Consider the following 24429-nt stretch of genomic DNA (forward strand, 5'->3'; position numbering starts at 1 on the left):
ATAATATTTACATTTCAATAGCCTTTGGTTGTATGATTTTGATATTTATTAACTTATTATAGGTTATGATTGGCAAAGTAATATTATCTAATGTGTAAAATTTAAACATGATAAAGCAAATCCGGGATGCCTGTATCAGGTGAGGATAAAAGTTAACTGTATTATTTTTAGGTTTTTTAAAAGCAATGCTTTGAGATTTATAATTAAATAATTATCAACAATGATTTTTGGGACGGGTGTTACGAAAACAAAATTTGACTTCAGATTTATTTCTTTTCTGATGAAATAAGAACCATGAAGGTTAAAAAGTTAATTATAAATAAATAGAAAAAATCGAATTTGTCGTACCCTGCGTAAATAGTATCAGGTATCATATAAAATGTGGATTAATAAAGTATGTTGCTTTTTTGTGATTACATACTTTTATTAAATTTTGAGGCTAACGATACTATTTATAGTATAACCTAATCATTATTACTTCGTATAAAGGCTGTGGATAGTTTAGCTATGTTGATTTAATTTGTTAAGATTTGAAAACACAACTATTAAAACTTTTATTTATAAGCGGTTTCCTTTTCCTGGGATTAGGGAAAGCTAATGCGGCACTTACCTTAGGTACTGCTTCAACTACAGGTTTAGCATCCGGAACGCTTACCAATAATCAAACAGGCTTGGGTATATTAGGTTTTAGTGTAAAAAGTACTGGTGGCAATACTGGCATAAATTCCTTCAATTTTTCAAGTACAACTACTTCACCAGCAGGTGCAAACATAGGTACTTATTTTACCAACTTCCAGGTTTACGTAAGTACTACAAATAGCTTTGCAAGCGCAACTGCTATTACCGGCGGCGGTATAGTTTTTACTACAACCGCGGCAACCACTATCACTGTTACCAATGTGGGGCAAACTATACCTAATAATAGTACCTACTATTTTTTTATAGTAGCGGATTTTTACGACAATTCGCCGGCATCATCCAACACATTTAGCTTAACACTTAAACAAGTTAACGGTGCTAACGTTACAAATGAAACCGGTCCGGTACTTACACTGTCGTCACCACCGGTCATATCATATACCTCACCGGCAACATATCTTATAAATACGGCAATCTCAACATTGTCGCCTACAAATACGGGTACTGCAGTAGGAACCACCGTGGGTTATGGAGCCATAACAAATTTTGTGGCAGTTACTGCATCTCCGTACGGCGTAGCAACTGATGGTGACGGCGATGTTTATACAGCAAGCTCAACAGGTAAATCAATATACGCTTATACCTCAGCGGCTGCCGGCGGCTCCATAGCGACTACAACAGGTACATCTGCTCCACAGGAAGTTGCCGTTGATGGCGAAGGATTTGTTTGGGTATCTGATAACACGGCTAATAAGGTATATAAATATAGTATATCCGGGGGCTTGATCGCTTCATATACCTTAACAGCCCCATTAGGTATTGCATTTGATTACAACAATAACGCCTATGTAGTATCAAACAACAAGGTTTGGAAAATACCGGCAGGTTCAGCTACAGGTTATACGGCTGTGGCGATAACTACTACAGGTGTATCAATAACAGGAGCTTATGGTATTGCTATTGATCCATCCGGTAATATCTTCGTTTCTATAAGTACATCAACTACCTTACTTAAAATTACAAATGGCGTGAGCGGCGGAACAGTTGCATCAACCGTTGCAACCAGTTTAAAGAACCCAAGAAATTTATTTGCTGATGCTTATGGTGATATTTACATAGCGGATTATGGCAACAGCGTAATACAGGAATATCAGCCAAGCGGGTCAATAGCAGTGGTGCTTTCTGGCTTGAGCGGTCCAAGCGGTGTAAGCATCGATCCTAATAACATTATGTACGTTGCTAATACAGGTACCAATTACATTGTTAAAGCAGTTTTAACCGGTGGCTACACCATTAACAGTAATTTGCCTACCGGTTTATCATTTAACCCGGTTAACGGGCAAGTTACAGGTACGCCTACAGTTTTTTTCGGCCCTACCACTTACACTGTTACGGCATCAAATTCAATAGGTACATCTGCACCTGCAACATTTACTATTGCATGCAGTCAAAACGTTAATAATGCTGCTTATGGTTTTTCACAGGCTATAACTTTGAATAACGGTAATTTTATGCAGGTAAGCACTACGCTTAACAATTTTCCTTATTTACTTTACATACAAGAAAAAGCATTAAAAACCGATTCGGTTTGTACCGATAATATAAAATATCCAAACGGCCCCGCCGGCACAGGGTATGATTTTGCTTTTACGCTTAACGGCAGCACCACAGAGTTGTTTTACCAGGTAGAAAGTTATAACCCTGCTACAGGAACCTTATTGGCCTGGGTAAATTTGCCAACATTACAGGCTGGTGCAGTGGCAGTGAATTTTTACTTTGGTTCCAACACGCCAAACCACCCAACTACTTTTACCCAAGGCACCTGGGCGAGCGATTACCAGGAAGTTTATCATTTTGATGAAGCCGCAGGCAACGGGGGGACAATTATTGACGCAACCATTAACGGGAACAACGCCACACAAAGGGATTGTACATCATCTACAGGGCAAATTGGGGGGGCGTACATTTTCTCAGCTGCGGGTGGGAAAACTGATGCCCAAATGACAACGCAGGCAATAAATACCAATTTAGCCGGTTCATTTACGCTATCTGCCTGGGTTGAGCCTACTTCTTATCCGACGTCAAACCCGGGTTCCGGCTCTTATGATTATAAAATAGTAACTAATGAAAGCCAGTACACCGGAGGTGGTTATAAATCAGGTTTGTATGGAAATACAGCGACTACTGTATATCCCGAAGTTGAAACACGTGCCAATAGCGGTGCCGTTACTTTGGACAGGAGCAGCTCAACATCGCAAACAGCTGTTAAAAGCACCAATGCTTGGCGGTATGTTCAGGGTGTTTACGATAATTCTACAGGTACATTTTATTCATACCTCGATGGTAGTTTAAATAATTCATCTGCAGGCGCGCCGTCAGGCATCAACGGAGAAAATCTTTCTATCGGGTCGGATTTTACTGCGGGTAACTATTTATATGGCTTAATGGACGAGGTGAGGATATCTTCAAACGCTAAATCGGCAGATTGGATACAAGCTGAATTTCTTAACCAGAAAGCACCAACTAAATGTACTGTGGTTAGTACTACAATAGGAGAGGTATCGCCCGCTAATGTTTATGCCATAGGCGGTTCGGTTACTTATGCCTGGATCGGAAACTCAACAGGTACATCTGACCCTACAAGCGCGAATAATTGGTATTTTGAAGGTTGTGTTGGTGATACTGTTGCAACAAAATACATAACCGGTAGTTTAAACAAAACACCTCCCTATGACGGTACTGCAAGTATATATGTAAGTGGTGGTACTTACCCTTTAATTCTGCCAAACTTTAATACAAGTTTTTCTGTAAATTCATTAACATTGGCACCTAACGCAAGTATGTATCTGTATGGTAATGCATTATATGTGTTATGCCATATTTACGCGGGAAATGGTACCGGCGGAATACTTTCTTCAGCTACCGGTTCCGGAGGCGCGATCACAGCAGCTACAACCGGGGGCGTTGGCTTTGCAGGAAGCCATTATCCCACACAATATTTTTATGGCGTTGCGGGTAGCCAAATGAACCTGGCTAATTTTGTTGCCGGTAATACTGGCGGCAATACTGAACTGGTTGGCGGGCAAACTAATATTTACAGCGGCATTAATCTTTCCTCGAACAATTTAACTGTTGATGCTGCCGCCACGCTTACTCTGAAATCAAATGTATCGGGTACGGCAAACTTTTATTCTATCCCATCAGGCAGCCAGGTGAACGGCATTGTTAATGTAGAACGTTATATTGACGGAGGTACAGGTTACAGGGGGTATCGCTTTTTATCTTCACCGGTAAATATTAGTGGGGTAGTAAATCAAACCAGCACACAGGCCAATATTGATCTTCATTATTTAACAGCCAATATGATAACCGGTGGACCAACCGGGACCGCCGGCGGGTTTACACTAACCACTACAAACCCGCTGATGTACTTATTTGACGAAACACGGCCTGTAAATCATATTCAATATACAGGTGGCGAGAACGTCGGTATCAACTCCATTTACGGTAATACGCCGACCTATAGTGTCGTTACTTTACAACCTAACGTTGCAAGAACTCAAAATAGCCCTATTCTTGTGCCGGTGGGTAATGCTTACCTGGTTTATTATGTTGGCAATACAGCCGCCGGCGATGCGCTTACCACCGTAACCCCTCATGGATCAACAGTTGTTGCCAGTGGCACGCTCAACCAGGGTACAATACCGGTTTACGTAACTAACGGCGTTACCAGCAGCCAAACGATGAGTTATACGCCTATAGCCACAACAGGAGCAACTGTTCCGGGTTTGCATCAAATTGGTAATCCTTATGCTTCTACAATAGATCTAAATGCATTTTATGCTGATAATTCAACTTCTGTTACATCCGTTTTTGATGAGCTGCAGGCACCAAATGGCGCCTATCAAAGTTATAATGCCTCATCGGGAGCTACATCGGCAGCTACGGCAGGCCGTTACATAGCCAGCGGACAAGGATTTTTTGTGCATGCAAGCGCTGCAGGTCAAAGCATATCTTTTAAAGAAACGGAAAAAGCTGTTGTACAATTAACCTCATCAACTTCGCCACCATTATTGTTGAATCAAAAATCAAAAACCCCGGTAATCACGGCTTCGGCAATGCTGCCTACAGGACTTTCAGGTTTACATCTTCAGCTTAACCAGGACAGCCTGATCTACACGCAAACAGGTATTTATTTCAGCCCTACATGGAGTGATAAATATGTGCAGAGCGAAGATGGATTGGATCTTGATGGTACATCTGTATACTTATCCAGCTATTCATCAGATCACCAACGCCTCAGCATTAACCAGCTCGGTGATTATAGTAAAGGAAAAGTGGTTAAGCTATATGTTTCAGCTGCAAGCTACGGCAATTATTCCCTCAGCCTTGCTGATATCAAAAATATAGATACCTTGTATAACGTTTACCTGCGCGATCATTATCTAAAGGATTCTGTTAACTTATTACAGACCAAGAGTTATCCATTAAGTGTAACCACCGATACAGCATCCTATGGTGCTAACCGTTTTGATTTGGTAATAGAGTTAAAACAACTGCCACCTTATCAACTATTAACTTTCGGCGGGCAAAAAATAACCAAAGGAGTGCAGTTAAATTGGATGGCTAATAATACCGGAAATTACACAGGTTTCTCTTTACAAAAGGAAGCTGCCAACAGTACCTTTAACACGATATACAGCACGCAAAGCACAAACGTTAGCAATTACAGTTATATTGATACTAACCCTGTTGTTGGTAATAATATTTACCGCCTGGCTCAAACTGATGCACTTGGAAATGTTACTTACTCGCAAATAGTAACAATAGGCTATAGCAATGTTTCGTCGGGTGGGTTATTCAGTATTTATCCAAATCCGGCAAGTGATATTATTAATATATTAGTAAATTCAACCCCGCAAACACCATCAACCTACACGGCAAATATTTACAACAGCGCAGGTATGCTGATGATTGAGCGTACATTAAATACATTTAACTGGACGCAGGATGTAAGTAATTATAAAGAAGGTGTATATGTGATTGTGCTGAAAGATGTTAATGACAATGTGCTGGCTAAATCAAAATTTATAAAAAACTAAATTAAGAATGGTAATGTGTAAGAGCAGTTATTATAAACTCAAGAAAAAATTAACTTTAATTTTTATTCTGGTACTATTATTATGCCCAACATTAATTTTTGGCCAGGGACCTAGTAATGATCCTAACCCGTGCGATTTTAATGGTGGCGTTACAGGCAACAGTACCGTATGCCCGCTTGATACGTGGGTTTGGGTGCTTGTTATTGGTGCGGTAGTATTGGGCGCAATTAGCCTCAGCCGTAAAAAGCCTGTACAGCAGCCGAGATAAATCGGTAAATATTTTACTTGTCGGGTAGCTTCTAGACTGGCTATATTATATCCTAGGTTTTTATTATGCTTATTTACAATTATTTATAAAATAACTTGTTTTTTAATAAAATCATCAAACAATTAGCCAAACTATTTGTAGTAAGGTAATATTGATGAAAGATGGAAGAGATTGTAATATTCAGAATTTTTTTAATGTTCCCTTTAATAGGGTTAGTTATACCTAAGGCAGGTATTTTATTTGAAGGTGCTAAAGGTTCTGTTTCAGTTGGCGATATAATAATAGCTACAACTATAATTATAAGCATGATAATTTGCTCAATAGGTATTTCTCTTCATAAAAGAAGAATTGGTACTGTTAAAGAGTCGGAGCCACTAATTAGTTGGTAGTAAATTGCAGGCATTATCCCGCCTTTTGATTCCTAGCGGAATTTTCACTTTTTATTTCTTGAAGTTCAATTTCATATGCCCGCATACGTGCATGCAAAATATCAACCTCAGTGCGTAACATCTGTATCTCAGTAATTAGCTTTGTGGAGTCGGGTTTATTAATAATCTTATCGCCTGAACCTAAAATAAGCCACTCTGGTGAATACTTTAATTGAAAACAAAGCTTGCGGATGAGGTAATAACTCATTTCCTGTTTACGGTTGATCACCTTACTGATAAAACCCTGATCAACGCCAATGGTGTTAGCTAAACCAAGTTGGCCACCATGTTCTTTTACAATTACTTTTAAACGCCTTATTACTGCTTCATCAGTCATAACTGATGCAATAATAAACAATGTAGGTATAAAAGAGAAAATTACTTGTTACGATTGTTGCAGATCAGGATTTGATCTGTTCAAAATTCATATGCTTAACCTGGTTAATGCTAATTATTAAATTATTAAGCTTTGTGTTATAATGCGTTAATGCTATTTCACCGTTATTATATTGATTAATCAATATAATAAGCTGTTCAGCCAATAGTTGCCTTGCGCCTTCGTTAAGGTTTACCCTGCCGGTAATCGGTCCATTTATGCTGCTTGGCGAAATGTCGCCGTATATGCTGTTATAAAGTTTGTTTAACTTTTGTTCAACAGCGCGTTGCAAAAATAAAGGTTGGATATTATTTGTTTTTTTTAAAATGCCTTTTACTTTTTGATTCTGTTTAGTATCAAATTTTAGTATTAAGAATAATATTGTTGTTGCCGATATTAATAATATCACAATGCTTTCCATTTCCTGAGCCCGTTATTTAATATTAAATGAGATGCATGGTAAATTGCATCTTGCTTTTAATATTATACGGAAAAGCACTTGGAGGTGTTTCGATAAATGCAGGCGAATTTGATTAAACAAAAAAAGCGGCCTATAGCCGCTCTAATAACAATAAGATAGCGTGTTATAATTTTTTAACTAAACGATCCATTTTATATTGAAACGTAGAACTACGTATTTCTCCTTTTTCATAACTGTTAACCAATTGCAAAATCTTACTCTCAATGGTCTTTCTTTCATTTTCATTTACCGGGCTCCATCGGTCAAATTGATATTCAAGAGCCGTAATTGTAAGTAGTTGCCTTAAATTATCAGTATGTAAATTTGATGTAACTCGGTTTTGTTCTCTTTTGTAAAACTCAACAATAGCTATCGCCGCAATAATTGTAATGATTATATATATTAATTTGCTATCCATTTTTCTATAATTTATTAAACTAATTGGTAATAAGAATTTGATGAATTCTTAACACTAATAACGTAAATAAAATAGATAAGATTTTATAAAATAGCGCTTTGCTGAATTTTTAATAAAAATTTCGTTATGAGGCTCGAAAAATAAAAAATCTATATCTAAAATATTATTTTGTTATCAACTATTTAGCTTGTAACTGAGCAATTAGTCGAAATCCTCTGATTTTTTACAGTAGATATTAGATTTTTTGAACCTAAATTCTATAAAACGAAGCATTTTTAAAGCTTAATTACACAACACTTCATTTACAGCTATTTAATTTGATAAATTTAAATCAACTTTTCGTAACAGTAAAAACGAAGATTTGGCCTAAAGGATAATGTGATTTCACCTGCAAATTCATAACCCAGCTTAGGAAATAATATGCGGGTAGCTTTATTGTTACTGTTGGTGTCAATTCTTAAGATGTTTATGCCACGGTATTTTGCAACCAGCTCTGCTTGCTTTAATAAATTCTCCGCAATCCCCATTCGGCGATGGTTAACACTTACAGCAAGGCGATGGGTAACAATGGCGGTTTCGTTTATATCCCAGCCAATAGTGGCATATTCAGTATTTTGATCGGTTGTTATAGCAGTAACGCCGCCTATTTCACCATCAATTTCGGCAACCCAAAGCTGGCTCAATTCAACATCTTTTTTAAACACTTCGGCATTAGGATAAGTATGATCCCATTGAAAATTGCCTGATGCCTGCATTACCGGGACAACACCGGCAACCAGTTCCATTACAGGTTCAATATCTTCAAGTGTAGCAAGGCGGATAAGCATGGCACGAAAATAATCATTCGGATAATGCGAAAATTAAACGAAATGTAATTTTAAACCTCACTGGCCTTCCTCATCATAAACCCGTTCAATACCCTCTACAGCATCAAAATAATCCAATACCTTTTTGTAGATCTCCTGGTCCCTGCCATCAACCCACCTTAATGAAACAAACACCTGTTTGCCAAAATCGGAATCAAATTTTAATTCGAAAATCAGCATGGCTGAACTGCGCCCCGGTTTTAGCCCTATGTCCTCAATATCTTTCCAATCCAGAATAATGTTACGGATGTAATCTTTAAAGCCGTTCTCGTCAAGCTCAAGTGCAACCTCGCCCTTTAAAGCAGGTGCCAATCTGCTTACGATCATCAATCCCAAAAGAAAAAGCAGGAACAAGATAAATACGCCGAATATGCTTGTCCCTAACATATCATGCGCCAAGTAATTGCTAATGGAGGTTTTTAGCAATAACAGTATAAGTATAATCAGAAGCGCAAGAGCTGCATAACCTGACTTTCTGCTGTACATGAATTTGACAACCTCTGGCGGCATAGTGTTGATTTTAGGATTTAATAAATATAGTAATTCTTACTGAACGGCTTTCGCCTTAATGATTGTGCTTTTTGTGAATATCTTTAACCAGGCAAAGCTTCTTGATCTCGTCTATTTTTACCACAAACGGAGCGTACTTTAAACGGTTGCCACTCATTTCTGTAATATTATCCGAGTGGGCGATCACTTCATCCGGGTTATCACCTGGAAGCAGGCGTTTATACATACGGTAATCTCCCCACTCAATATAATACACCTCGCCGGGTAATATTTTTTTATCATGGATGATCTTTAACGCCACCCAGCAGCCGTTCTCGAGATAAGGATACATGCTATGTCCCCAAACCGGTAAAGCGAAGTCACATTCCTCTATTCCCGGGAAATTCATTCGGCCTACGCTTTGGGTGTCATTGATGTCATTATAAACTTCGACGCCAGAGGCTGTCGCGATAATTTCGTACATCGGGATGCCCGGTTCTGCTTGTTGTATTACAGTATTTTCAGTGGGTTTTTGCGGAGTAAGATAATCTTTATAAATTTCTTTAAATCTCCTAAGTTTTTCCGGGTCGATATTTTGCCGGCTTTTAATGATCTCTGTTATAGATGCTGTTGAGTTAAATCCCAGCGCTTCTGCCAATTGAATATTCCCTGAAAATGCCCTGCCTTTCAATTGATTATATAGAATAATGAACTCCAGTGTCTCCGGGCGTATCTTTTTAATTTTGGTTGGTTTTGAGTGATCTTCCATCGCGTATCCAAATAAGTTTTCAACAATTCTTTAATTTAATACAGATATTTCTTTATATTTATATTGTCAAACAACGCTAAATTATACTTAATAAATAGATAATCCAAATGTTTTATAAAGAAATTAAAGAAATAATCCAAATAAATTGCTCATTGCTTTATAATTATGCAATACACCCCGGATAAAAGAAATAATAGATACAGAAACACGGGAAAGATAAGACGAAGAAAGAATTATAACACAACCTAAGCCATGTATATTGCCTATTCCGCACTGCAAGCTGCCAGCCAGCATGGTGCAACCAAACAAGCCGAATCACAATCAAACGAAGTCCATTTACGCTACCAGGCTTACCAGGCCACCTGTAGCAAATACCAACGCGAGATCGCTGAGATCCAAAAGTACTTCCCGGGATGGACACCGGCATTTAGATAGAAAGTATCAAATACGTAGTATCAAGTATCAGGATTTTTTCCGGGCGGATACTTATGCTATTTACTTTTTACTTTCTACATCCCAAATGATAATAGTTGCCTGATAATAAATACACTATACTTAATGAAACTAACACAAAAACTAAAAAACCAGCTATGGTGGCTCATCATAACTGTTGACTACAATTACAGCCGCATCTGCATTGCCGACCACGAGATCAATGGCGAAATACTAATCCTTTGGCTGGAAGACAAACATGATTTTAAAAACTCGCTTGATGATTGTTTGCAGGTGGATATCCCGCTTAAGCAATTTGCCAAAGTAATTAAAACTGAAAACCTGAATAGCTACGAAGGCACCAAGGTTCATCCGACTAAAAAATATGTTTACAAGGATAGAATAGAGATCAATAAACCCATCAAATGGTACCAGGAAGATGCCAGCACAACCGAGCAACAATGGGCAAGAGAATCGATGCTGAAATCAATACTTACCCAACTGGTGGAAACTGAGGTATATGATGGCAGCAACGATGAAATGCTTTTTGTTTAAATCAATTATGCCAATTGGCATAATTGATTTATTTATTTCAGAATCTATTTCCACATCGTCATTGCGGGCGAAGCGTGGCAATCCCTTACTTACAGAGTCGTAACCATGCAAAGTAGGGGATTGCCACGTCGTTCCTCTTCAGCAATGACGAGTTAAGAGCGGAATATCCCCAAAAACAAAAAAGCCGAAGAAATATTCTCCGGCTTTTAAAAAGTTATTTTAATCAAGCTTATGCGCCTGTTAAAGCTGCTGCACCGCTCACAATTTCTGTAAGCTCTGTAGTGATGGCTGCCTGGCGTGCCTGGTTGTACGAAAGTTTTAATGCCTTCAATAATTCACCGGCGTTGTCAGTCGCTTTATCCATCGCCGTCATACGTGCGCCATGCTCAGATGCATGCGAATCTAATACGGCTTTATAAAGCTGGATCTTAATATTTTTAGGGATCAACTGTTCAACAATCTCTTCTTTCGATGGCTCTAAAATGTAATCAACCTGTGTGGTTGTTTTATCTTTATTTTCAACAGGTTTTTCCGGCTTTGGAACCGGTAATAATTGCTCAGCCACCAAAATCTGAACAGCAGCATTACGGAACTGGTTATAAACCAATTCAACCCTGTCATACTGGCCTTTTAAAAAGCCTTCCATAATTGCTTCAGTTATTTTTGAAACATTCTGAAAGTTAAGCTCCAGGTACACATCGTTATTGTTGCCAATAACATTGTATTTGCGCCTTTGGTAGTATTCCTGTGCTTTTTTACCAATTGCAACTATTGATACATTACCCGCGTGAAGCTGGTTGCTGTATTTTTCGGCAATAAGGTTATTGGCGGTTTTAATAGCATTCATGTTGAATGCACCAGCTAAACCACGGTTAGAGTTTACTACAACCACCAACACTTTTTTAGGCTCACGCTCCTGGAAAAAAGGTGATGAACCTTCTTCCAAACTTGCAGACAGGTTTGCCAGCAGTTCTTTAAGCTTGTTTGCGTAAGGGCGTAAAGCTATAATTGCGTTGGTAGCACGCTTTAACTTAGCAGCCGAAACCATTTTCATGGCCTTAGTGATCTGCTGTGTTGAGCTTACCGATGCTATCCTGTTTCTTACTTCTTTTAAATTAGCCATTCTTTTTTTGAGATGTGAGATGTGAGATATGAGATATGAGATTTCTCCCCGTCTTAATATCCAAACTCATTCTTATAAATATTAGATGTGCTATTGTCTCAAATCTCACATCTAATATCTCAAATCTAATATTAGTATTTTCCTGCCAGTTCCTTAGCTACTGTTTCCAGTACGCCGGTGATTGTGTCATCAAACTTACCAGCTTTTAAAGCTGCTAAAGTTTCAGGGTGACGCTCTTGTAACTGGTCAGTGAATTCTTTTTCAAATGTACGGATGTCCTTAACAGGCACGTTACGCATTAAATTCTTAGTACCTAAGTAAATAATTGCAACTTGTTTTTCAACTGTTACCGGTGAAAACTGGCCTTGTTTAAGGATCTCCACGTTACGGGCACCTTTATCCAATACAGTTTTAGTTGTCGCGTCCAAATCAGATCCAAATTTTGAGAAGGCTTCAAGCTCGCGGTATTGCGCCTGGTCAAGCTTTAAGGTACCTGCAACTTTTTTCATTGATTTGATCTGCGCGTTACCACCTACACGTGATACCGAGATACCTACGTTAATAGCCGGACGAACACCCGCGTTGAATAAGTTAGACTCCAGGAATATCTGTCCGTCAGTGATCGAGATCACGTTAGTTGGGATATACGCCGATACGTCACCTGCTTGTGTTTCGATGATAGGCAATGCGGTTAATGAACCACCACCTTTTACAACCTCTCTTAATGATTCAGGTAGATCGTTCATTTCTGCAGCGATAGAATCATTCTGGTTGATCTTAGCGGCACGCTCTAATAAACGGCTGTGCAGGTAAAACACGTCACCAGGATAAGCCTCACGGCCTGGTGGGCGACGTAATAATAATGAAACCTCACGGTAAGCAACCGCCTGTTTTGAAAGATCATCATAAACGATCAGAGCAGGGCGTCCTGTATCACGGAAAAACTCACCAATAGCAGCACCGGCAAATGGCGCGAAGAACTGCATAGGAGCAGGGTCGGCAGCGGTTGCAGCAACTACTACTGAGTAAGCCATAGCGCCGTTTTCTTCTAATGTACGAACGATGTTCGCAACAGTTGAAGCTTTTTGGCCGCAAGCTACGTATATACAATAAACCGGTTTACCGGCTGCATAAAATTCTTTTTGGTTGATAATGGTATCTATACAAACCGCAGTTTTACCGGTTTGGCGGTCCCCAATTACCAGCTCACGTTGTCCGCGGCCAATTGGGATCATCGCATCGATAGCCTTGATACCTGTTTGCAAAGGCTCAGTTACCGGCTGGCGATAGATAACACCCGGAGCTTTACGCTCGATAGGCATTTCATAAGTTTTACCGGTGATCGGTCCTTTTCCGTCGATAGGCTCGCCTAAAGTGTTTACAACACGGCCAAGCATGCCTTCGCCAACGTTAATTGAAGCGATCTTTTTGGTACGTGTTACCGTGTCGCCTTCTTTTACGTTGTCCGACTGACCCAGTAATACAACACCTACGTTGTCTTCTTCAAGGTTAAGCACGATGCCTTGCAGGCCATCAGCAAATTCAACTAACTCGCCTGATTGTACTTTAGTTAACCCATAAACACGGGCTATACCATCACCCACCTGGAGCACGGTACCTACTTCTTCTAATTCAGATTCTGACTTGAAGCCCGACAATTGCTGGCGCAATATTGCTGATACTTCATCTGGTCTTACCTCTACCATTTTTTAAATTTTATTTAGAGTTTTGATTTTTTACTTGTTTTAGATAGCAGCTTGTGAAAATTCCTTTTTCAACTTGGTTAAGCTACTTGATATACTGGTATCAACCTGCATGTCTCCTACGGTTAAAATAAAACCGCCAATTAATGCCGGGTCTACCTTGGTAGTTAATATTACAGTTCCTTTGGTTGATGCTTGTACGTCGGCAATAATTGTTTTCTTATTAGCCTCTGATAATTCAGTAGCCGAAACAACTGTTGCCTTTACAATATTATTGATAACATCATATTGGTTAACAAACTCCAGCGCTGCAGGGTATAAAACTTCAGCACGGTTTTTATTTACCATCAGTTTAAAAAACGCCATGGTTACCGGGCTAACTTTACCATTAAATATTGCTTCCAGTATGTTAATCTTTTTATCGTGATAGATAATTGGATTAACCAAAACCGCGTTAAGCTCCGAATTTGCCTTTATGGTACGTATAAAAAACTCCATATCGTTATTTACCTGCTCTAAAGCTTTTTGCTCTATCGCAAGATCAATAATCGATTTGGCGTACCGTATTGCTACCGTTATTTCTGACATATTTTTTTAGATGTTAGATATGAGACGTGAGATATGAGAAAAAGTCTCAAGTCTCATATCTCACATCCCATGTCTTATAATTTTACTTCTTTTAATAGTTCTGTAACCAGCGCATCTTGTTTGCTGGCGTCTTCAAATTGTTTGCGCAATACTTTTTCAGCAATTTCTATTGAAAGTGTAGCAACCTGGTTTTTAACATCAGCAATAGCCAAAGCTTTTTGCATGTTAATTTCAATGCGTGCATTCTCAATCATTTTAGCGCCTTCCTGTTGTGCAGTTTCTTTTGCTTCACCAACAATCCTATCTTTAAGTTTGCGGGCTTCCTGCAAAATAATATCGCGCTCGGCACGGGCATCTCTAAGTAATGATTCGTTCTCGCTGGTTAAGCGGGCCATTTCTTCCTTAGCAGCTTCTGCCTTCATCAAAGCGTTCTCAATGTTTACTTCACGCTCATTTATCGCACCTAATATTGGTTTCCAGGCAAATTTGCCTAATAAAAACAATAATATCAGGAAGGATAGGGTGGTCCAGAATACTAAACCTAATTCGGGTGTAACTAACTCCATAATGGATATATACTTATGTTAGATTTATTTTTAAATAATTTCTTTTCAAAAAACATTTCCGGAGCCAATCGCCCCGGAAAGTTTTTTGGATTTTTTTAGCCTAAGAAGGCAACAACCACCGCAAATAACGCAACACCTTCAACAAGGGCCGCAGCGATGATCATGTTTGTTTGGATTTTAGAAGCAGCTTCTGGTTGACGGGCAATACCTTCAACAGCTTTACCACCGATTTGGCCAATACCGATACCTGCACCGATAACAGCTAAACCTGCGCCTAATGTTCCAAATTTACCAACTACTCCAGCTGCAGCTGCTGCTTGAGCTAAGGTTCCGATCATTCCAATCATTTTGATTAAATATTAATATATGTGTATGTAAAAAAAATTAAATTTCATGTTGCTCACCGTGATGCTCCTGTATAGCCATCCCAATAAACAAGGCAGTTAACATTGTAAAGATGTAAGCCTGTAAAAATGCAACCAATAATTCCAGCACATCCATAAATACTACGAATAATACTGATGCAGGTGATACCGCTATCGATTTAAATATGAATATCAGCGATATTAAGCTTAAACCGATAATGTGGCCTGCGGTTATGTTTGCGAACAAACGTATCATCAAAGCGAAAGGCTTTGAAATGATACCGATCAATTCCACAGGTACCATGATGATGTATAACCAAAGCGGGATATCAGGAGCAAAAATGTGTTTCCAGTAGTATTTATTACCACTAAAGTTGATCACCAATAAAACAATAAATGCCAATGAAAAAGTAACCGCTATATTACCGGTAAGGTTAAAGCCTCCCGGAAAAAATGGCACAAGGCCAAGCAGGTTATTGATCAGGATAAAGAAGAACAAGCTAAGCAACAAGCCCATATACTTACCATACTTAACACCAATATTGGGAATGGCTACATCATCGCGTACAAACACAACCAATGGCTCCATAAACGATTGTAAGCCTTTTGGGGCTTTGCCAACACGTTTTTTATATGATGCTGATACGCTACCGAAAATAATAATTAATAATATCATCCCCAGCCACATGCTTGCAACGTTACGGGTGATAGAGAAATCATATACTTTTTTAGTGGTATCAACTTTGCCAGAATCATCAGCAATTTTAACTTTATTTCCTGCCAGGATGTAATCGTTTTTACCGTGATATACCGCGTCCTCCTGCAAATTAGCCGATGAAAATACCTCTAATCCTTTGCTTGTATATAAAATTACCGGTAATGGTATTGCGAATGGTTTTACAAAAGGTAAACCCACATGCCACGAATGCGCATCGCCAATGTGTTCAAAAATTGTAGGCTTTGGATCGAATGGTTTATCCTTGGTAGAATCGGCTTTTTCCTGTGAAAAAGAAAACGCCGGAATCGCTATTAGCGCTATAAAAAGCGCACAAATACGTGAAAGTCGTGAAATTTTTGAGTTCAGAATCAACCTTTTTTCCATTTAAAATGAACTTTTTTACCTTGAATTTTGGTTGCGCAAGTTACGCAACAAACCGTAAATTTCAAAGGCCATATTCAAGAAATATAAATACATAAAATCAACCATGAAAACTATCTTCAGGGGCTTGGTTTCTTTTATGAAGATGAGGATAAAAACAAGCGTGGCCAAAAGCTTGAACGTAGTAGCCGCCAGGAAGGCCTGGCCATACATTTCGCTATTTTTTTGCTGTACAAGCAGTACTGCCATTGTGGTCATCAATGTTAACACAGCGAGGAAAATAAATACGCCCCAAAAGTCTGTTACAAGCCAATATCCATTCTCAACATATGTTAATATAATTGGCGGCACAGCAAGCAATGCGCTAAATATTATAAATTGCAGTAATACTTTATATAAGTTCAATTTTTAAGAGATTTAAATACGGTATAAAAAGAAATAAATACGCCAATAAGCGACAGCAACGCGGTTACCCATTGGGTTTGGTGCTGGTCTGCTTTATCAATCCGGTGGCCTGCATAGGTAAAAACGCCAATAATGGCGATCATCTGGAAAGCTAACCCTGTAAATTTAACATAGTTATTAGGTCCGCTGGAACGGTCAGGTCCGGCTTTTTGTTCATTTTCTGGCATGTGCAAATTTATTAATCCTATTGCATACTATTTAGTATTTTAGCAAAGCTTTTATAAACGAATATACTTTGAGGCAAGTTTTTACACCCTTTTTATCAAAACCAATTAAGTATTTGCTTTTGATCCCGCTTGCAATCGGGGTCTATTTTTTAGGCTGCTCTACAGAAAAACATACCGGGTTTAACCGCGGCATGCAGAATTTAACAGCCCATTATAATATCCTGTTTGATGCCAACCAAATACTGGATCAAAAACAAGCTGATTACCAACTTAGCTTTATAGACTCTTATAATGAATTGCTGAACGTTTACCAGGATACCCTGAATACACGTGCTAATTCTTTAGATAAAGACCTGCAAAGCGCGGTTGAAAAAGGCAATAAGATCATCGGTTATAAAGATCAAAGCCATTATGTGGGCGATGCTTATCTGGTTTTAGGAAAAGCAAACTTTTTAGGCTCGCAATATTTTAATGCCAACGAGTATTTTAATTATGTAACTGAATCATTCAGGGAAAATAAAGACCTGGTTGAAGAAGCTATGGTTTGGAAAGCCCGTACCTTAATGTACCTGAATAAATTACCGGCAGCAAAACTGGTTATAGATACCGCCCTGGATAGCATCAACGTTAAAAAACACATTGCTGCGGATGTGTATGCTACCAAATTACAGTACGATATTGATGTGCAGGATTACACCGATGGCGAAGCAATGGCAAAATTAGCCGTTCAGTATTGCCATACCACTAACCAGCGCCTGCGCTGGACGTTTATTTTGGCGCAGTTAGAAGAACTAAACAATCAAACTGCTGATGCTTATGCCAACTACACTAAAATAGCCCGGAGTAATGCTGTTTTCGAAATGTCATTCAATGCTGATTTGAACAGGATCCGTATTGAGGATGCGCAAAATGGCGTGAAGATCAGCCGGATTGATAAACTGCGCAGCTTGCTTAAAAACCCGAACAACAAGGAATTTAAAGACCAGATATACTACCAGATAGCGCAATTATATTTTGCTGATAAAGCGATTGATAACGCGATCAAAAATTATAAGCTGTCTATTGCTACAAGCGTTAAAAATCAAAACCAAAAAGGAATATCATACCTGCGTGTTGCCGATATCAATTTTAATATTAAAGCAAACTATGTTGTTGCCAAAAAATATTACGATAGTACGTTAACTACGCTGTCGCCAAATTATCCCGGTTATTCACTCATCCAAAAAAAGACCAACAACCTGCAATTGCTTACCGACCGCCTGAGGATAATAGGGCGCGAAGATACCCTGCAAATGCTGGCAAAACTTGATGATAAAACCCGCCGTGCAAAAATTGATACCATGGTATTGCAACATACCGAGCAAATGGAAGCCGATGCAAAAAATGCGGCTGCCACCAAAGCAAACAATAATATTGGTGGGGGTAATTTATTTTCTAACCCGGGCGGTGGAAACAGTACATTTTATTTTTACAATTCAAACGCGGTAAGCCAGGGTTACCAGGAGTTTAAACGTTTATGGGGCAACCGAAAATTAGAAGACGACTGGCGTCGAAGCGGGCGTAACCAGTCAAACTCTGCTAGTACAGCGGTAAGCCCGAACCAGGGAACATTATCAACCTCTATCCCGACAGTAAGATCTACAGAATCAGTCGCGGCTGCCAACTACAGGCAGCAAATAGTATTGAATTTACCTACCACGCCCGACCTGGTAGCACAATCAAACCTGCGCATTTATAATGCTTTGTTTGATATTGCTAATTTTTACCGTGATATTCTGGATGATAAAAAGGAAGCCGTTAATACCTATGAAAATATATTAAAGCGTTTCCCCAATAGCCCTAACCGGCCGGCTATTGATTACAGTTTGTACCGCCTTTACTCGGAACTTAACAGTGATCAAGCGGATAAATACAAAAATGAGCTGCTGAAAACCTACCCTGAAACCGCTTTTGCCAAAGTGATCCTTGATCCTGATTACAGTAAAAAAAATGGTGATAAAGAATCAGAATTTAAAGCTTTATATAACCAGATATATGACCTGTATGCTAAACGAAGATACAACGATGTAATGGCTCGTGTTGATGAGGTGATGAAGCAATATCCAACTAACTCGTTAGCTGCCCAATTATATTATTTGCGCGCGATATCTGCCGGGCATAGTGAATCTACACAACAATTTAAAGCCGACCTGGAACAAATCGTAAAGAATTATCCTAATGATAGGTTGATAGTTCCACTGGTTAAACAGCACATAGATTATATTAATGCCAATTTAGTCGATATGTCGGCCAGGCATAATGCATTGTTATATGCGGATACCACAGCTGTGCCGTTTGCACCGTTGGTTGAAAATAAAAAAGAAACACCCTACCGTGTACCCGGCAGGCATTTTGATTTTGATAACCAGGTTGCCGATGTTCGCAAACCGGTTAAAAAGCCCGATTCAGTAAAAACACCGGAACATGCACAAGCAGCACTGAATACCCCGGTTACTGTTGCCGCGCCGGTAAAAAAGCAACCTTATTCATCAAAGTTGTTTTCAATAAAGGATAGTACCAATTACTATTTTATTATAAATATAAGTAACGATAACACTAATCCCGCATCTTCACGTTTTGGTATCGGGCAGTTTAACCGTGCAAATTTTGATAATAAAGGGATTACCCACCAATTGATGCAGGTTGGCGATAATAACCGTTTTATATATATAGGGCGTTTTTATAGTTTAAATGATGTTAAAACTTATGCAAGGGCTATTGTACCTTTGCTGCCGGAAATTATGAAAATACCGAAGGAAAAATACACCTTCTTTATTATCACCAGGGCAAACTTAGATAAGTTAGTAGACAAGAAAACAATAGATAGTTACGTGGATTACTATCAAAACAATTATTAGTATGCAAAAAAAGGAAGTTAAGCTATCACCGCAGGAAATAAAAAGATACAACTGGCTGATATGGAAAATAGCCATTGGCTGCGTGGTGCTTTTTGCTTTGCTGATAACGCTTACCGCTTTCGGTTTATTTGGCCCCTTGCCGCCGTTCCGCGATCTGGAAAACCCAAAAAGCAACCAGGCATCCGAGATCATATCATCCGACAAAAAGGTATTGGGCACTTATTATGTTCAAAACAGATCAAGTGTAACTTATAAAGATCTTTCGCCTTATTTGGTAAATGCTTTGGTAGCTACTGAAGATAACCGCTTTTACAATCACTCGGGCATAGATTTTCAACGCTCATTCAGTATTATTTTTTACAATTTGATAGGTAAGCCGCAAGGTGGGAGCACCATTACCCAACAGCTGGCAAAAAACTTATATAATGGCGGCGGCAGCCACAACCCGTTTGTGCGTATCACACAAAAATTGAAAGAACTGATCATTTCTGTTCAATTGGAAAGGCATTACACTAAGCAGGAAATTTTAACCATGTATTTAAATACAGTGGATTTTGGAGCCTATAATACTTACGGTATAAAATCAGCGGCCCGCACCTATTTTAACACTACGCCGGATAAGGTTAGCCCCGATCAGGCCGCTTTATTGATCGGAATGCTCAACGCGCCGGGTTTATATTCGCCTATCAGGCACCCGCAAAACGCAACTAACCGCCGGAACCTGGTTTTAAAGCGGATGGGTGAGGAGGGGTATTTAACTTCAGGCCAGGTTGATGAGTTTAAACAAAAGCTGCTTGGCCTTGAATTTACGAGGATAGATCATAATGAAGGAATAGCCCAGTATTTCAGGGCGGTGCTAAAAAAGGAGATACAGAAAATATTGGTTGATAAATCCATCACAAAACCTGACGGTACACCCTATGATCTTGACCGTGACGGCCTTAAAATTTACACCACGATTGACGCTACCATGCAGCAATATGCCGAAGAAGCGCAACGTGAATATATGCGCGATTTGCAGGCACAGTTTAATGAGCACTGGCACGGGCATAGTTTATGGAAAGAAATCAAAAACTATAAGTTACTGCTTGACGAAGGTATGCGTCGTAGTGATAGGTATAAAGAACTGGTTTCCGAAGGTAAATCAGAAGATGAGATCAGAGACAACTTTAATACACCTGATTCTATAAACCTGTTCACCTGGAAAGGCGATATAGATACGGTAATGAAACCCATAGATTCAATTGTTTATTGCAAATTACTATTGCGTAATTCACTAATGAGTATGGACCCGACTACAGGCTATATTAAAGCTTGGGTTGGTGGTATAAATTTTGAACACTTTCAATATGACCAGGTAAAGGATGGAGCGCGACAGGTTGGTTCCACAGCTAAACCGTTTACTTACGCGGTAGCTGTGCAACAACAAGGGTTTTCGCCATGTATGGAGTTTAATAATGTTCCGGATACAATTGATTACGAAGGAATGAGGTGGTGCCCGCGTTCAGGCAAAACGGAAACGATACCTGGTATGTTAACCATGAGGGAGGCGTTAGCGCATTCCCAAAACTGGATAACTGCTCACATTATGAAAGAGGTAACCCCACCGCCTGTTGTGGAGTTGATTAAAAGAATGGGAATTACTACGGACGTACCGGCATATCCATCTATTTGCCTGGGTAGTTTTAATGCATCCGTTTTTGATATGACAGGCGCTTATGGCGTTTTTGCGAACCATGGTGTTTGGACACAACCAACATTTTTACTGCGAATAGAGGACAAAAATGGCAACGTATTATACACCAATCATACGCAGGTTAAACAAGCAATGGATGAGCAAACGGCCTATGTAATGACTTATATGCTAAAAGCGGTAGTAACCGATGGCACTGGTGCAAGAATGGGCTTTAAATACCATTTATATAACCCGATAGCAGGTAAAACCGGTACGCCGAACGATAACTCGGATGGTTGGTTTGTAGGTTATACGCCACAGCTGGTAACCGGTGTATGGACTGGTTGCGAAGACCGTGATATCCACTTCCGTACGGAAAGATTGGGCGAAGGTGCTAATACCGCATTGCCTATATTTGCACTCTATATGCAAAAAGTGTATGCAAATACATCACTTGGATACAAAAAAAATATTGACTTTGATCCTCCAAAGGGCGGGCTCACGATCACGCTGGATTGCGGTGCGTACAGCCAACAGCAACAAGGGACCAATCCGGTTGATAAGAAATTAGAATTTTAGAGACAACTGAAAAAACGTCATTGCGAGGAACGAAGCAATCTCTAAATTATACAGGGCGAATGTGCCTAAGTAGAGATTGCTTCGCTCCTCGCAACGACGTGCGAATAGTTGAGTTAAGATAAGTAAATAATGGCTGAGAAATTTGATTACCGTGCCGCTTTAAAAAATGTGCCCCATAAGCCCGGGGTATACCAATATTGGGATAGCGAGAAGGAATTGATTTACATTGGTAAAGCCAAGGATTTACGCAATAGGGTATCGTCATACTTTAATAACCCAAATGTTAATGCAAAAACACGGGTTCTGGTTTCTAAGATCCGCGATATTACTTTTACTATTGTTGATACCGAGGTTGATGCCTGGCTGCTGGAAAACAGCCTGATCAAAAAGCATCAGCCGCGCTACAATGTGATGCTCAAGGATGATAAAACTTATCCCTGGATCATTATTAAAAATGAAAATTACCCGCGCATATTCTGGACGCGCAGGATCATCCGCGATGGTTCAAAATATCTTGGCCCTTACGCGTCGGTTAGCATGATGCACAATATTTTGGGCCTGATCAAGGAAACTTATCCATTGCGCACCTGCAATTTGGCGCTCACCCGCCAGAATATCGAAAAGGGCAAATTTAAGGTTTGTTTAGAGTACCAGTTAGGTAATTGCAAAGGCCCCTGCCAGGATTTTCAAACCGAAAGCGATTATGACCATAACATTGGCGAGATAACCGATATTCTCAATGGTAAAATAGGGGCGGTGCTGCGCGGTTTACGCGCAGATATGGAAGAAGCGATAAACAGTATGAATTACGAATATGCCCACAAATTAAAGCGTAAATTTGAATTGCTGGAGAATTACCAGAGCAAATCAACAGTAGTAAATTCGTCCATAACTGATATCGATGTATTCAGTATCGCTTCTGAAGAAAAATATGCCTTTGTTAACTTTTTGAAGATAATGAATGGCACCATCATCCAAACCCAAACCATCGAACTTAAAAAGAAACTGGATGAGACGGATGAAGAACTGCTGACACTGGCCATATCGGAATTCAGGAGCCGGTATAACAGTCATTCTAAAGAGATTATTGTGCCTTTTAAGGTTGATGTTGATGATAGCTCAACCATCAAATTCACGGTGCCTAAATTAGGCGAGAAGAAAAAACTGTTGGAACTGTCGCAAAAAAATGTCCAGTTCTTTAAAAAGGAAAAGATAGACCAGTACGAAAAGCTAAACCCAGAGGTAAGGACCGAACGTTTGCTAACCCAAATGATGAAGGACCTGCGCATGAACCAACTGCCAAGGCATATCGAATGCTTTGATAACTCCAACTTCCAGGGTAAATACCCGGTATCGGCAATTGTTGTTTTTAAGGACGGCAAGCCATCCAAAAAAGATTACAGGCATTTTAATGTAAAAACCGTGGTTGGTCCGGATGATTTTGCTACGATGGAAGAAGCGGTCCAGCGCCGTTATCGCCGAATGCTGGATGAAGGAACCGAATTACCGCAATTGATTGTTATTGATGGAGGCAAAGGGCAGCTATCATCTGCTATGAAAAGCCTTAAACTATTAGGGATAGAAAAGCAGGTTACCGTTATAGGTATTGCCAAAAGGTTAGAAGAACTTTACTATCCCGGCGATCAATATCCTTTATATCTTGACAAAAAATCAGAAACTCTAAAGGTCATCCAGCAACTGCGTGATGAAGCCCACCGTTTTGGTATCACCTTCCACCGCAAAAAACGCGATCAGGGCACTTTAGTTACCGAACTTGACCTTATTGATGGCATAGGCAAAACCACATCAGGCAAACTGCTTAAATATTTTAAATCGGTTAAAAAAGTAAAAGAGGCAACCGAGGCTGAACTGATGGAAATTGTAAATACCAAACAAGCTAAGGCTATCGTCTCTTATTTCCAGGAGAAGGCGGCAATTCAATAATCATTAATAATATCATAGTGATAAATCGTTATTGAATTTTATAACCTGTTTGCCGTAGTCAATTACTGCTTTATATCTCATTAAAATATCGCCGCCTAATACACCTAATACTTCGGGATGGCCCATCTGCGTGTAAGCAATATTTATAGTTGAAAGATCGAGTACTGCAACCTGGAATTCAGGGACCTTTAACCTTCCAATATGCATATCATGTATAACAGCGGTGAAGGATTGCATATTGTTGGTCCCTAAACCGGTGGATAAAACATCACTATTGTTAATGAGTGCTTTTTTGTTGGCCTTTAACAGGAGTGTTTTATCAAAAGCGGTTTTTGATGCACCGGTATCCAGTACAACAGTAAATGGCTTGCCAAATATTTTGATTGTTAACAAAGGATGAAAGCCATCGCTGTTAAGATCGATAATTTGCAGGGGTACGGTTATTCGCATGGGTAA

At 39.4% G+C, this 24429-nt stretch carries 23 protein-coding genes; 8 read left to right on the forward strand and 15 right to left on the reverse strand.

Annotated elements, in window-relative coordinates; all coding sequences use genetic code 11:
• Window positions 1-530: 530 nt before the first annotated feature.
• The 3 genes from ACYZ0U_RS06625 (at window position 531) to ACYZ0U_RS06635 (ending at window position 6398) form a co-directional block, all read left to right on the forward strand.
• Window positions 531-5741 (forward strand): LamG-like jellyroll fold domain-containing protein, encoded by a 5211-nt coding sequence (locus ACYZ0U_RS06625; RefSeq protein WP_461451100.1) that lies wholly within the window; start codon window positions 531-533, stop codon window positions 5739-5741.
• 13 nt (window positions 5742-5754) lie between these two features.
• Window positions 5755-6009 (forward strand): hypothetical protein, encoded by a 255-nt coding sequence (locus ACYZ0U_RS06630; RefSeq protein ID WP_461451102.1) that lies wholly within the window; start codon window positions 5755-5757, stop codon window positions 6007-6009.
• 161 nt (window positions 6010-6170) lie between these two features.
• The gene (locus ACYZ0U_RS06635) at window positions 6171-6398 is read left to right on the forward strand and encodes a hypothetical protein (protein WP_461451104.1); all 228 of its coding nucleotides are present in this window, start codon (window positions 6171-6173) and stop codon (window positions 6396-6398) included.
• A gap of 13 nt (window positions 6399-6411) precedes the next feature.
• Here ACYZ0U_RS06635 and ACYZ0U_RS06640 read toward each other — a convergent pair whose 3' ends face one another.
• From ACYZ0U_RS06640 to ACYZ0U_RS06665, 6 genes are all read right to left on the reverse strand, one after another.
• Window positions 6412-6774 (reverse strand): hypothetical protein, encoded by a 363-nt coding sequence (locus ACYZ0U_RS06640; RefSeq protein ID WP_461451106.1) that lies wholly within the window; start codon window positions 6772-6774, stop codon window positions 6412-6414.
• Window positions 6775-6838: 64 nt separating this feature from the next.
• Complete coding sequence (locus ACYZ0U_RS06645) at window positions 6839-7234, reverse strand: hypothetical protein (protein WP_461451108.1); 396 nt, start codon at window positions 7232-7234, stop codon at window positions 6839-6841.
• A gap of 163 nt (window positions 7235-7397) precedes the next feature.
• Window positions 7398-7691: a hypothetical protein gene (locus ACYZ0U_RS06650; protein WP_461451110.1), complete on the reverse strand. Its 294-nt coding sequence runs from the start codon at window positions 7689-7691 to the stop codon at window positions 7398-7400.
• 326 nt (window positions 7692-8017) lie between these two features.
• The gene (locus ACYZ0U_RS06655; RefSeq protein WP_461451112.1) at window positions 8018-8518 is read right to left on the reverse strand and encodes a GNAT family N-acetyltransferase; all 501 of its coding nucleotides are present in this window, start codon (window positions 8516-8518) and stop codon (window positions 8018-8020) included.
• Between the two features lie 57 nt (window positions 8519-8575).
• Entirely contained in the window at window positions 8576-9067 is a 492-nt protein-coding gene (locus ACYZ0U_RS06660) for a hypothetical protein (RefSeq protein WP_461451114.1), read from the reverse strand.
• 55 nt (window positions 9068-9122) lie between these two features.
• Window positions 9123-9815 carry a S24 family peptidase gene (locus tag ACYZ0U_RS06665; protein ID WP_461451116.1) on the reverse strand — a complete coding sequence of 231 codons (693 nt, stop codon included), beginning with the start codon at window positions 9813-9815 and terminating at the stop codon, window positions 9123-9125.
• Between the two features lie 252 nt (window positions 9816-10067).
• Between ACYZ0U_RS06665 and ACYZ0U_RS06670 the strand changes: the two genes are divergently transcribed.
• Together ACYZ0U_RS06670 and ACYZ0U_RS06675 are read left to right on the forward strand one after the other, a co-directional pair.
• Entirely contained in the window at window positions 10068-10250 is a 183-nt protein-coding gene (locus tag ACYZ0U_RS06670; protein ID WP_461451118.1) for a hypothetical protein, read from the forward strand.
• A 123-nt stretch (window positions 10251-10373) separates the two neighbouring features.
• A complete protein-coding gene (locus tag ACYZ0U_RS06675; RefSeq protein ID WP_461451120.1) occupies window positions 10374-10802 on the forward strand; it encodes a hypothetical protein in 429 nt (142 codons plus the stop codon).
• Window positions 10803-11031: 229 nt separating this feature from the next.
• Here ACYZ0U_RS06675 and atpG read toward each other — a convergent pair whose 3' ends face one another.
• The 8 genes from atpG to ACYZ0U_RS06715 all read right to left on the reverse strand — a co-directional run bounded on the left by atpG (window position 11032) and on the right by ACYZ0U_RS06715 (window position 16878).
• The gene (atpG, locus tag ACYZ0U_RS06680) at window positions 11032-11925 is read right to left on the reverse strand and encodes an ATP synthase F1 subunit gamma (protein ID WP_461451122.1); all 894 of its coding nucleotides are present in this window, start codon (window positions 11923-11925) and stop codon (window positions 11032-11034) included.
• Window positions 11926-12056: 131 nt separating this feature from the next.
• Complete coding sequence (gene atpA / locus ACYZ0U_RS06685; RefSeq protein ID WP_461451124.1) at window positions 12057-13631, reverse strand: F0F1 ATP synthase subunit alpha; 1575 nt, start codon at window positions 13629-13631, stop codon at window positions 12057-12059.
• Window positions 13632-13670: 39 nt separating this feature from the next.
• A complete protein-coding gene (atpH, locus tag ACYZ0U_RS06690) occupies window positions 13671-14216 on the reverse strand; it encodes an ATP synthase F1 subunit delta (RefSeq protein WP_461451126.1) in 546 nt (181 codons plus the stop codon).
• Window positions 14217-14290: 74 nt separating this feature from the next.
• Entirely contained in the window at window positions 14291-14782 is a 492-nt protein-coding gene (locus ACYZ0U_RS06695; protein WP_461451128.1) for a F0F1 ATP synthase subunit B, read from the reverse strand.
• Between the two features lie 95 nt (window positions 14783-14877).
• Window positions 14878-15120, reverse strand: coding sequence for an ATP synthase F0 subunit C (atpE, locus tag ACYZ0U_RS06700; RefSeq protein WP_461451130.1), 243 nt, complete (start codon window positions 15118-15120; stop codon window positions 14878-14880).
• A gap of 46 nt (window positions 15121-15166) precedes the next feature.
• Window positions 15167-16249 carry a F0F1 ATP synthase subunit A gene (atpB, locus tag ACYZ0U_RS06705; protein ID WP_461451132.1) on the reverse strand — a complete coding sequence of 361 codons (1083 nt, stop codon included), beginning with the start codon at window positions 16247-16249 and terminating at the stop codon, window positions 15167-15169.
• Window positions 16250-16264: 15 nt separating this feature from the next.
• Complete coding sequence (locus tag ACYZ0U_RS06710; RefSeq protein WP_461451134.1) at window positions 16265-16651, reverse strand: hypothetical protein; 387 nt, start codon at window positions 16649-16651, stop codon at window positions 16265-16267.
• On the reverse strand, window positions 16648-16878 hold the full coding sequence (locus ACYZ0U_RS06715; protein ID WP_461451136.1) for an AtpZ/AtpI family protein: 231 nt from the start codon (window positions 16876-16878) through the stop codon (window positions 16648-16650). The genes ACYZ0U_RS06710 and ACYZ0U_RS06715 overlap by 4 nt, the downstream gene beginning before the upstream one ends.
• 119 nt (window positions 16879-16997) lie before the next feature.
• Between ACYZ0U_RS06715 and porW the strand changes: the two genes are divergently transcribed.
• From porW to uvrC, 3 genes are all read left to right on the forward strand, one after another.
• The gene (gene porW, locus ACYZ0U_RS06720) at window positions 16998-19775 is read left to right on the forward strand and encodes a type IX secretion system periplasmic lipoprotein PorW/SprE (RefSeq protein WP_461451138.1); all 2778 of its coding nucleotides are present in this window, start codon (window positions 16998-17000) and stop codon (window positions 19773-19775) included.
• 1 nt (window position 19776) lies between these two features.
• Window positions 19777-22029, forward strand: a complete 2253-nt coding sequence (locus ACYZ0U_RS06725) for a transglycosylase domain-containing protein (RefSeq protein ID WP_461451140.1) — start codon at window positions 19777-19779, stop codon at window positions 22027-22029.
• 129 nt (window positions 22030-22158) lie between these two features.
• The gene (uvrC, locus tag ACYZ0U_RS06730) at window positions 22159-23973 is read left to right on the forward strand and encodes an excinuclease ABC subunit UvrC (RefSeq protein WP_461451142.1); all 1815 of its coding nucleotides are present in this window, start codon (window positions 22159-22161) and stop codon (window positions 23971-23973) included.
• A 12-nt stretch (window positions 23974-23985) separates the two neighbouring features.
• Here uvrC and ACYZ0U_RS06735 read toward each other — a convergent pair whose 3' ends face one another.
• Complete coding sequence (locus ACYZ0U_RS06735) at window positions 23986-24423, reverse strand: aspartyl protease family protein (RefSeq protein ID WP_461451144.1); 438 nt, start codon at window positions 24421-24423, stop codon at window positions 23986-23988.
• Window positions 24424-24429 lie beyond the last annotated feature (6 nt).

Source organism: Mucilaginibacter sp. (assembly GCF_965225845.1).
GTDB lineage: Bacteria > Bacteroidota > Bacteroidia > Sphingobacteriales > Sphingobacteriaceae > Mucilaginibacter.

Bases quoted from the DNA above. Each gene is read 5' to 3' on its own strand.
- ACYZ0U_RS06630 (WP_461451102.1), top strand. From the start codon at position 5,755: ATGTGTAAGAGCAGTTATTATAAACTCAAGAAAAAATTAACTTTAATT.
- ACYZ0U_RS06635 (WP_461451104.1), top strand. From the start codon at position 6,171: ATGGAAGAGATTGTAATATTCAGAATTTTTTTAATGTTCCCTTTAATA.
- ACYZ0U_RS06640 (WP_461451106.1), bottom strand. From the start codon at position 6,774: ATGACTGATGAAGCAGTAATAAGGCGTTTAAAAGTAATTGTAAAAGAA.
- ACYZ0U_RS06645 (WP_461451108.1), bottom strand. From the start codon at position 7,234: ATGGAAAGCATTGTGATATTATTAATATCGGCAACAACAATATTATTC.
- ACYZ0U_RS06650 (WP_461451110.1), bottom strand. From the start codon at position 7,691: ATGGATAGCAAATTAATATATATAATCATTACAATTATTGCGGCGATA.
- ACYZ0U_RS06655 (WP_461451112.1), bottom strand. From the start codon at position 8,518: ATGCTTATCCGCCTTGCTACACTTGAAGATATTGAACCTGTAATGGAA.
- ACYZ0U_RS06660 (WP_461451114.1), bottom strand. From the start codon at position 9,067: ATGCCGCCAGAGGTTGTCAAATTCATGTACAGCAGAAAGTCAGGTTAT.
- ACYZ0U_RS06665 (WP_461451116.1), bottom strand. From the start codon at position 9,815: ATGGAAGATCACTCAAAACCAACCAAAATTAAAAAGATACGCCCGGAG.
- ACYZ0U_RS06670 (WP_461451118.1), top strand. From the start codon at position 10,068: ATGTATATTGCCTATTCCGCACTGCAAGCTGCCAGCCAGCATGGTGCA.
- ACYZ0U_RS06675 (WP_461451120.1), top strand. From the start codon at position 10,374: ATGAAACTAACACAAAAACTAAAAAACCAGCTATGGTGGCTCATCATA.
- atpG (WP_461451122.1), bottom strand. From the start codon at position 11,925: ATGGCTAATTTAAAAGAAGTAAGAAACAGGATAGCATCGGTAAGCTCA.
- atpA (WP_461451124.1), bottom strand. From the start codon at position 13,631: ATGGTAGAGGTAAGACCAGATGAAGTATCAGCAATATTGCGCCAGCAA.
- atpH (WP_461451126.1), bottom strand. From the start codon at position 14,216: ATGTCAGAAATAACGGTAGCAATACGGTACGCCAAATCGATTATTGAT.
- ACYZ0U_RS06695 (WP_461451128.1), bottom strand. From the start codon at position 14,782: ATGGAGTTAGTTACACCCGAATTAGGTTTAGTATTCTGGACCACCCTA.
- atpE (WP_461451130.1), bottom strand. From the start codon at position 15,120: ATGATCGGAACCTTAGCTCAAGCAGCAGCTGCAGCTGGAGTAGTTGGT.
- atpB (WP_461451132.1), bottom strand. From the start codon at position 16,249: ATGGAAAAAAGGTTGATTCTGAACTCAAAAATTTCACGACTTTCACGT.
- ACYZ0U_RS06715 (WP_461451136.1), bottom strand. From the start codon at position 16,878: ATGCCAGAAAATGAACAAAAAGCCGGACCTGACCGTTCCAGCGGACCT.
- ACYZ0U_RS06725 (WP_461451140.1), top strand. From the start codon at position 19,777: ATGCAAAAAAAGGAAGTTAAGCTATCACCGCAGGAAATAAAAAGATAC.
- uvrC (WP_461451142.1), top strand. From the start codon at position 22,159: ATGGCTGAGAAATTTGATTACCGTGCCGCTTTAAAAAATGTGCCCCAT.
- ACYZ0U_RS06735 (WP_461451144.1), bottom strand. From the start codon at position 24,423: ATGCGAATAACCGTACCCCTGCAAATTATCGATCTTAACAGCGATGGC.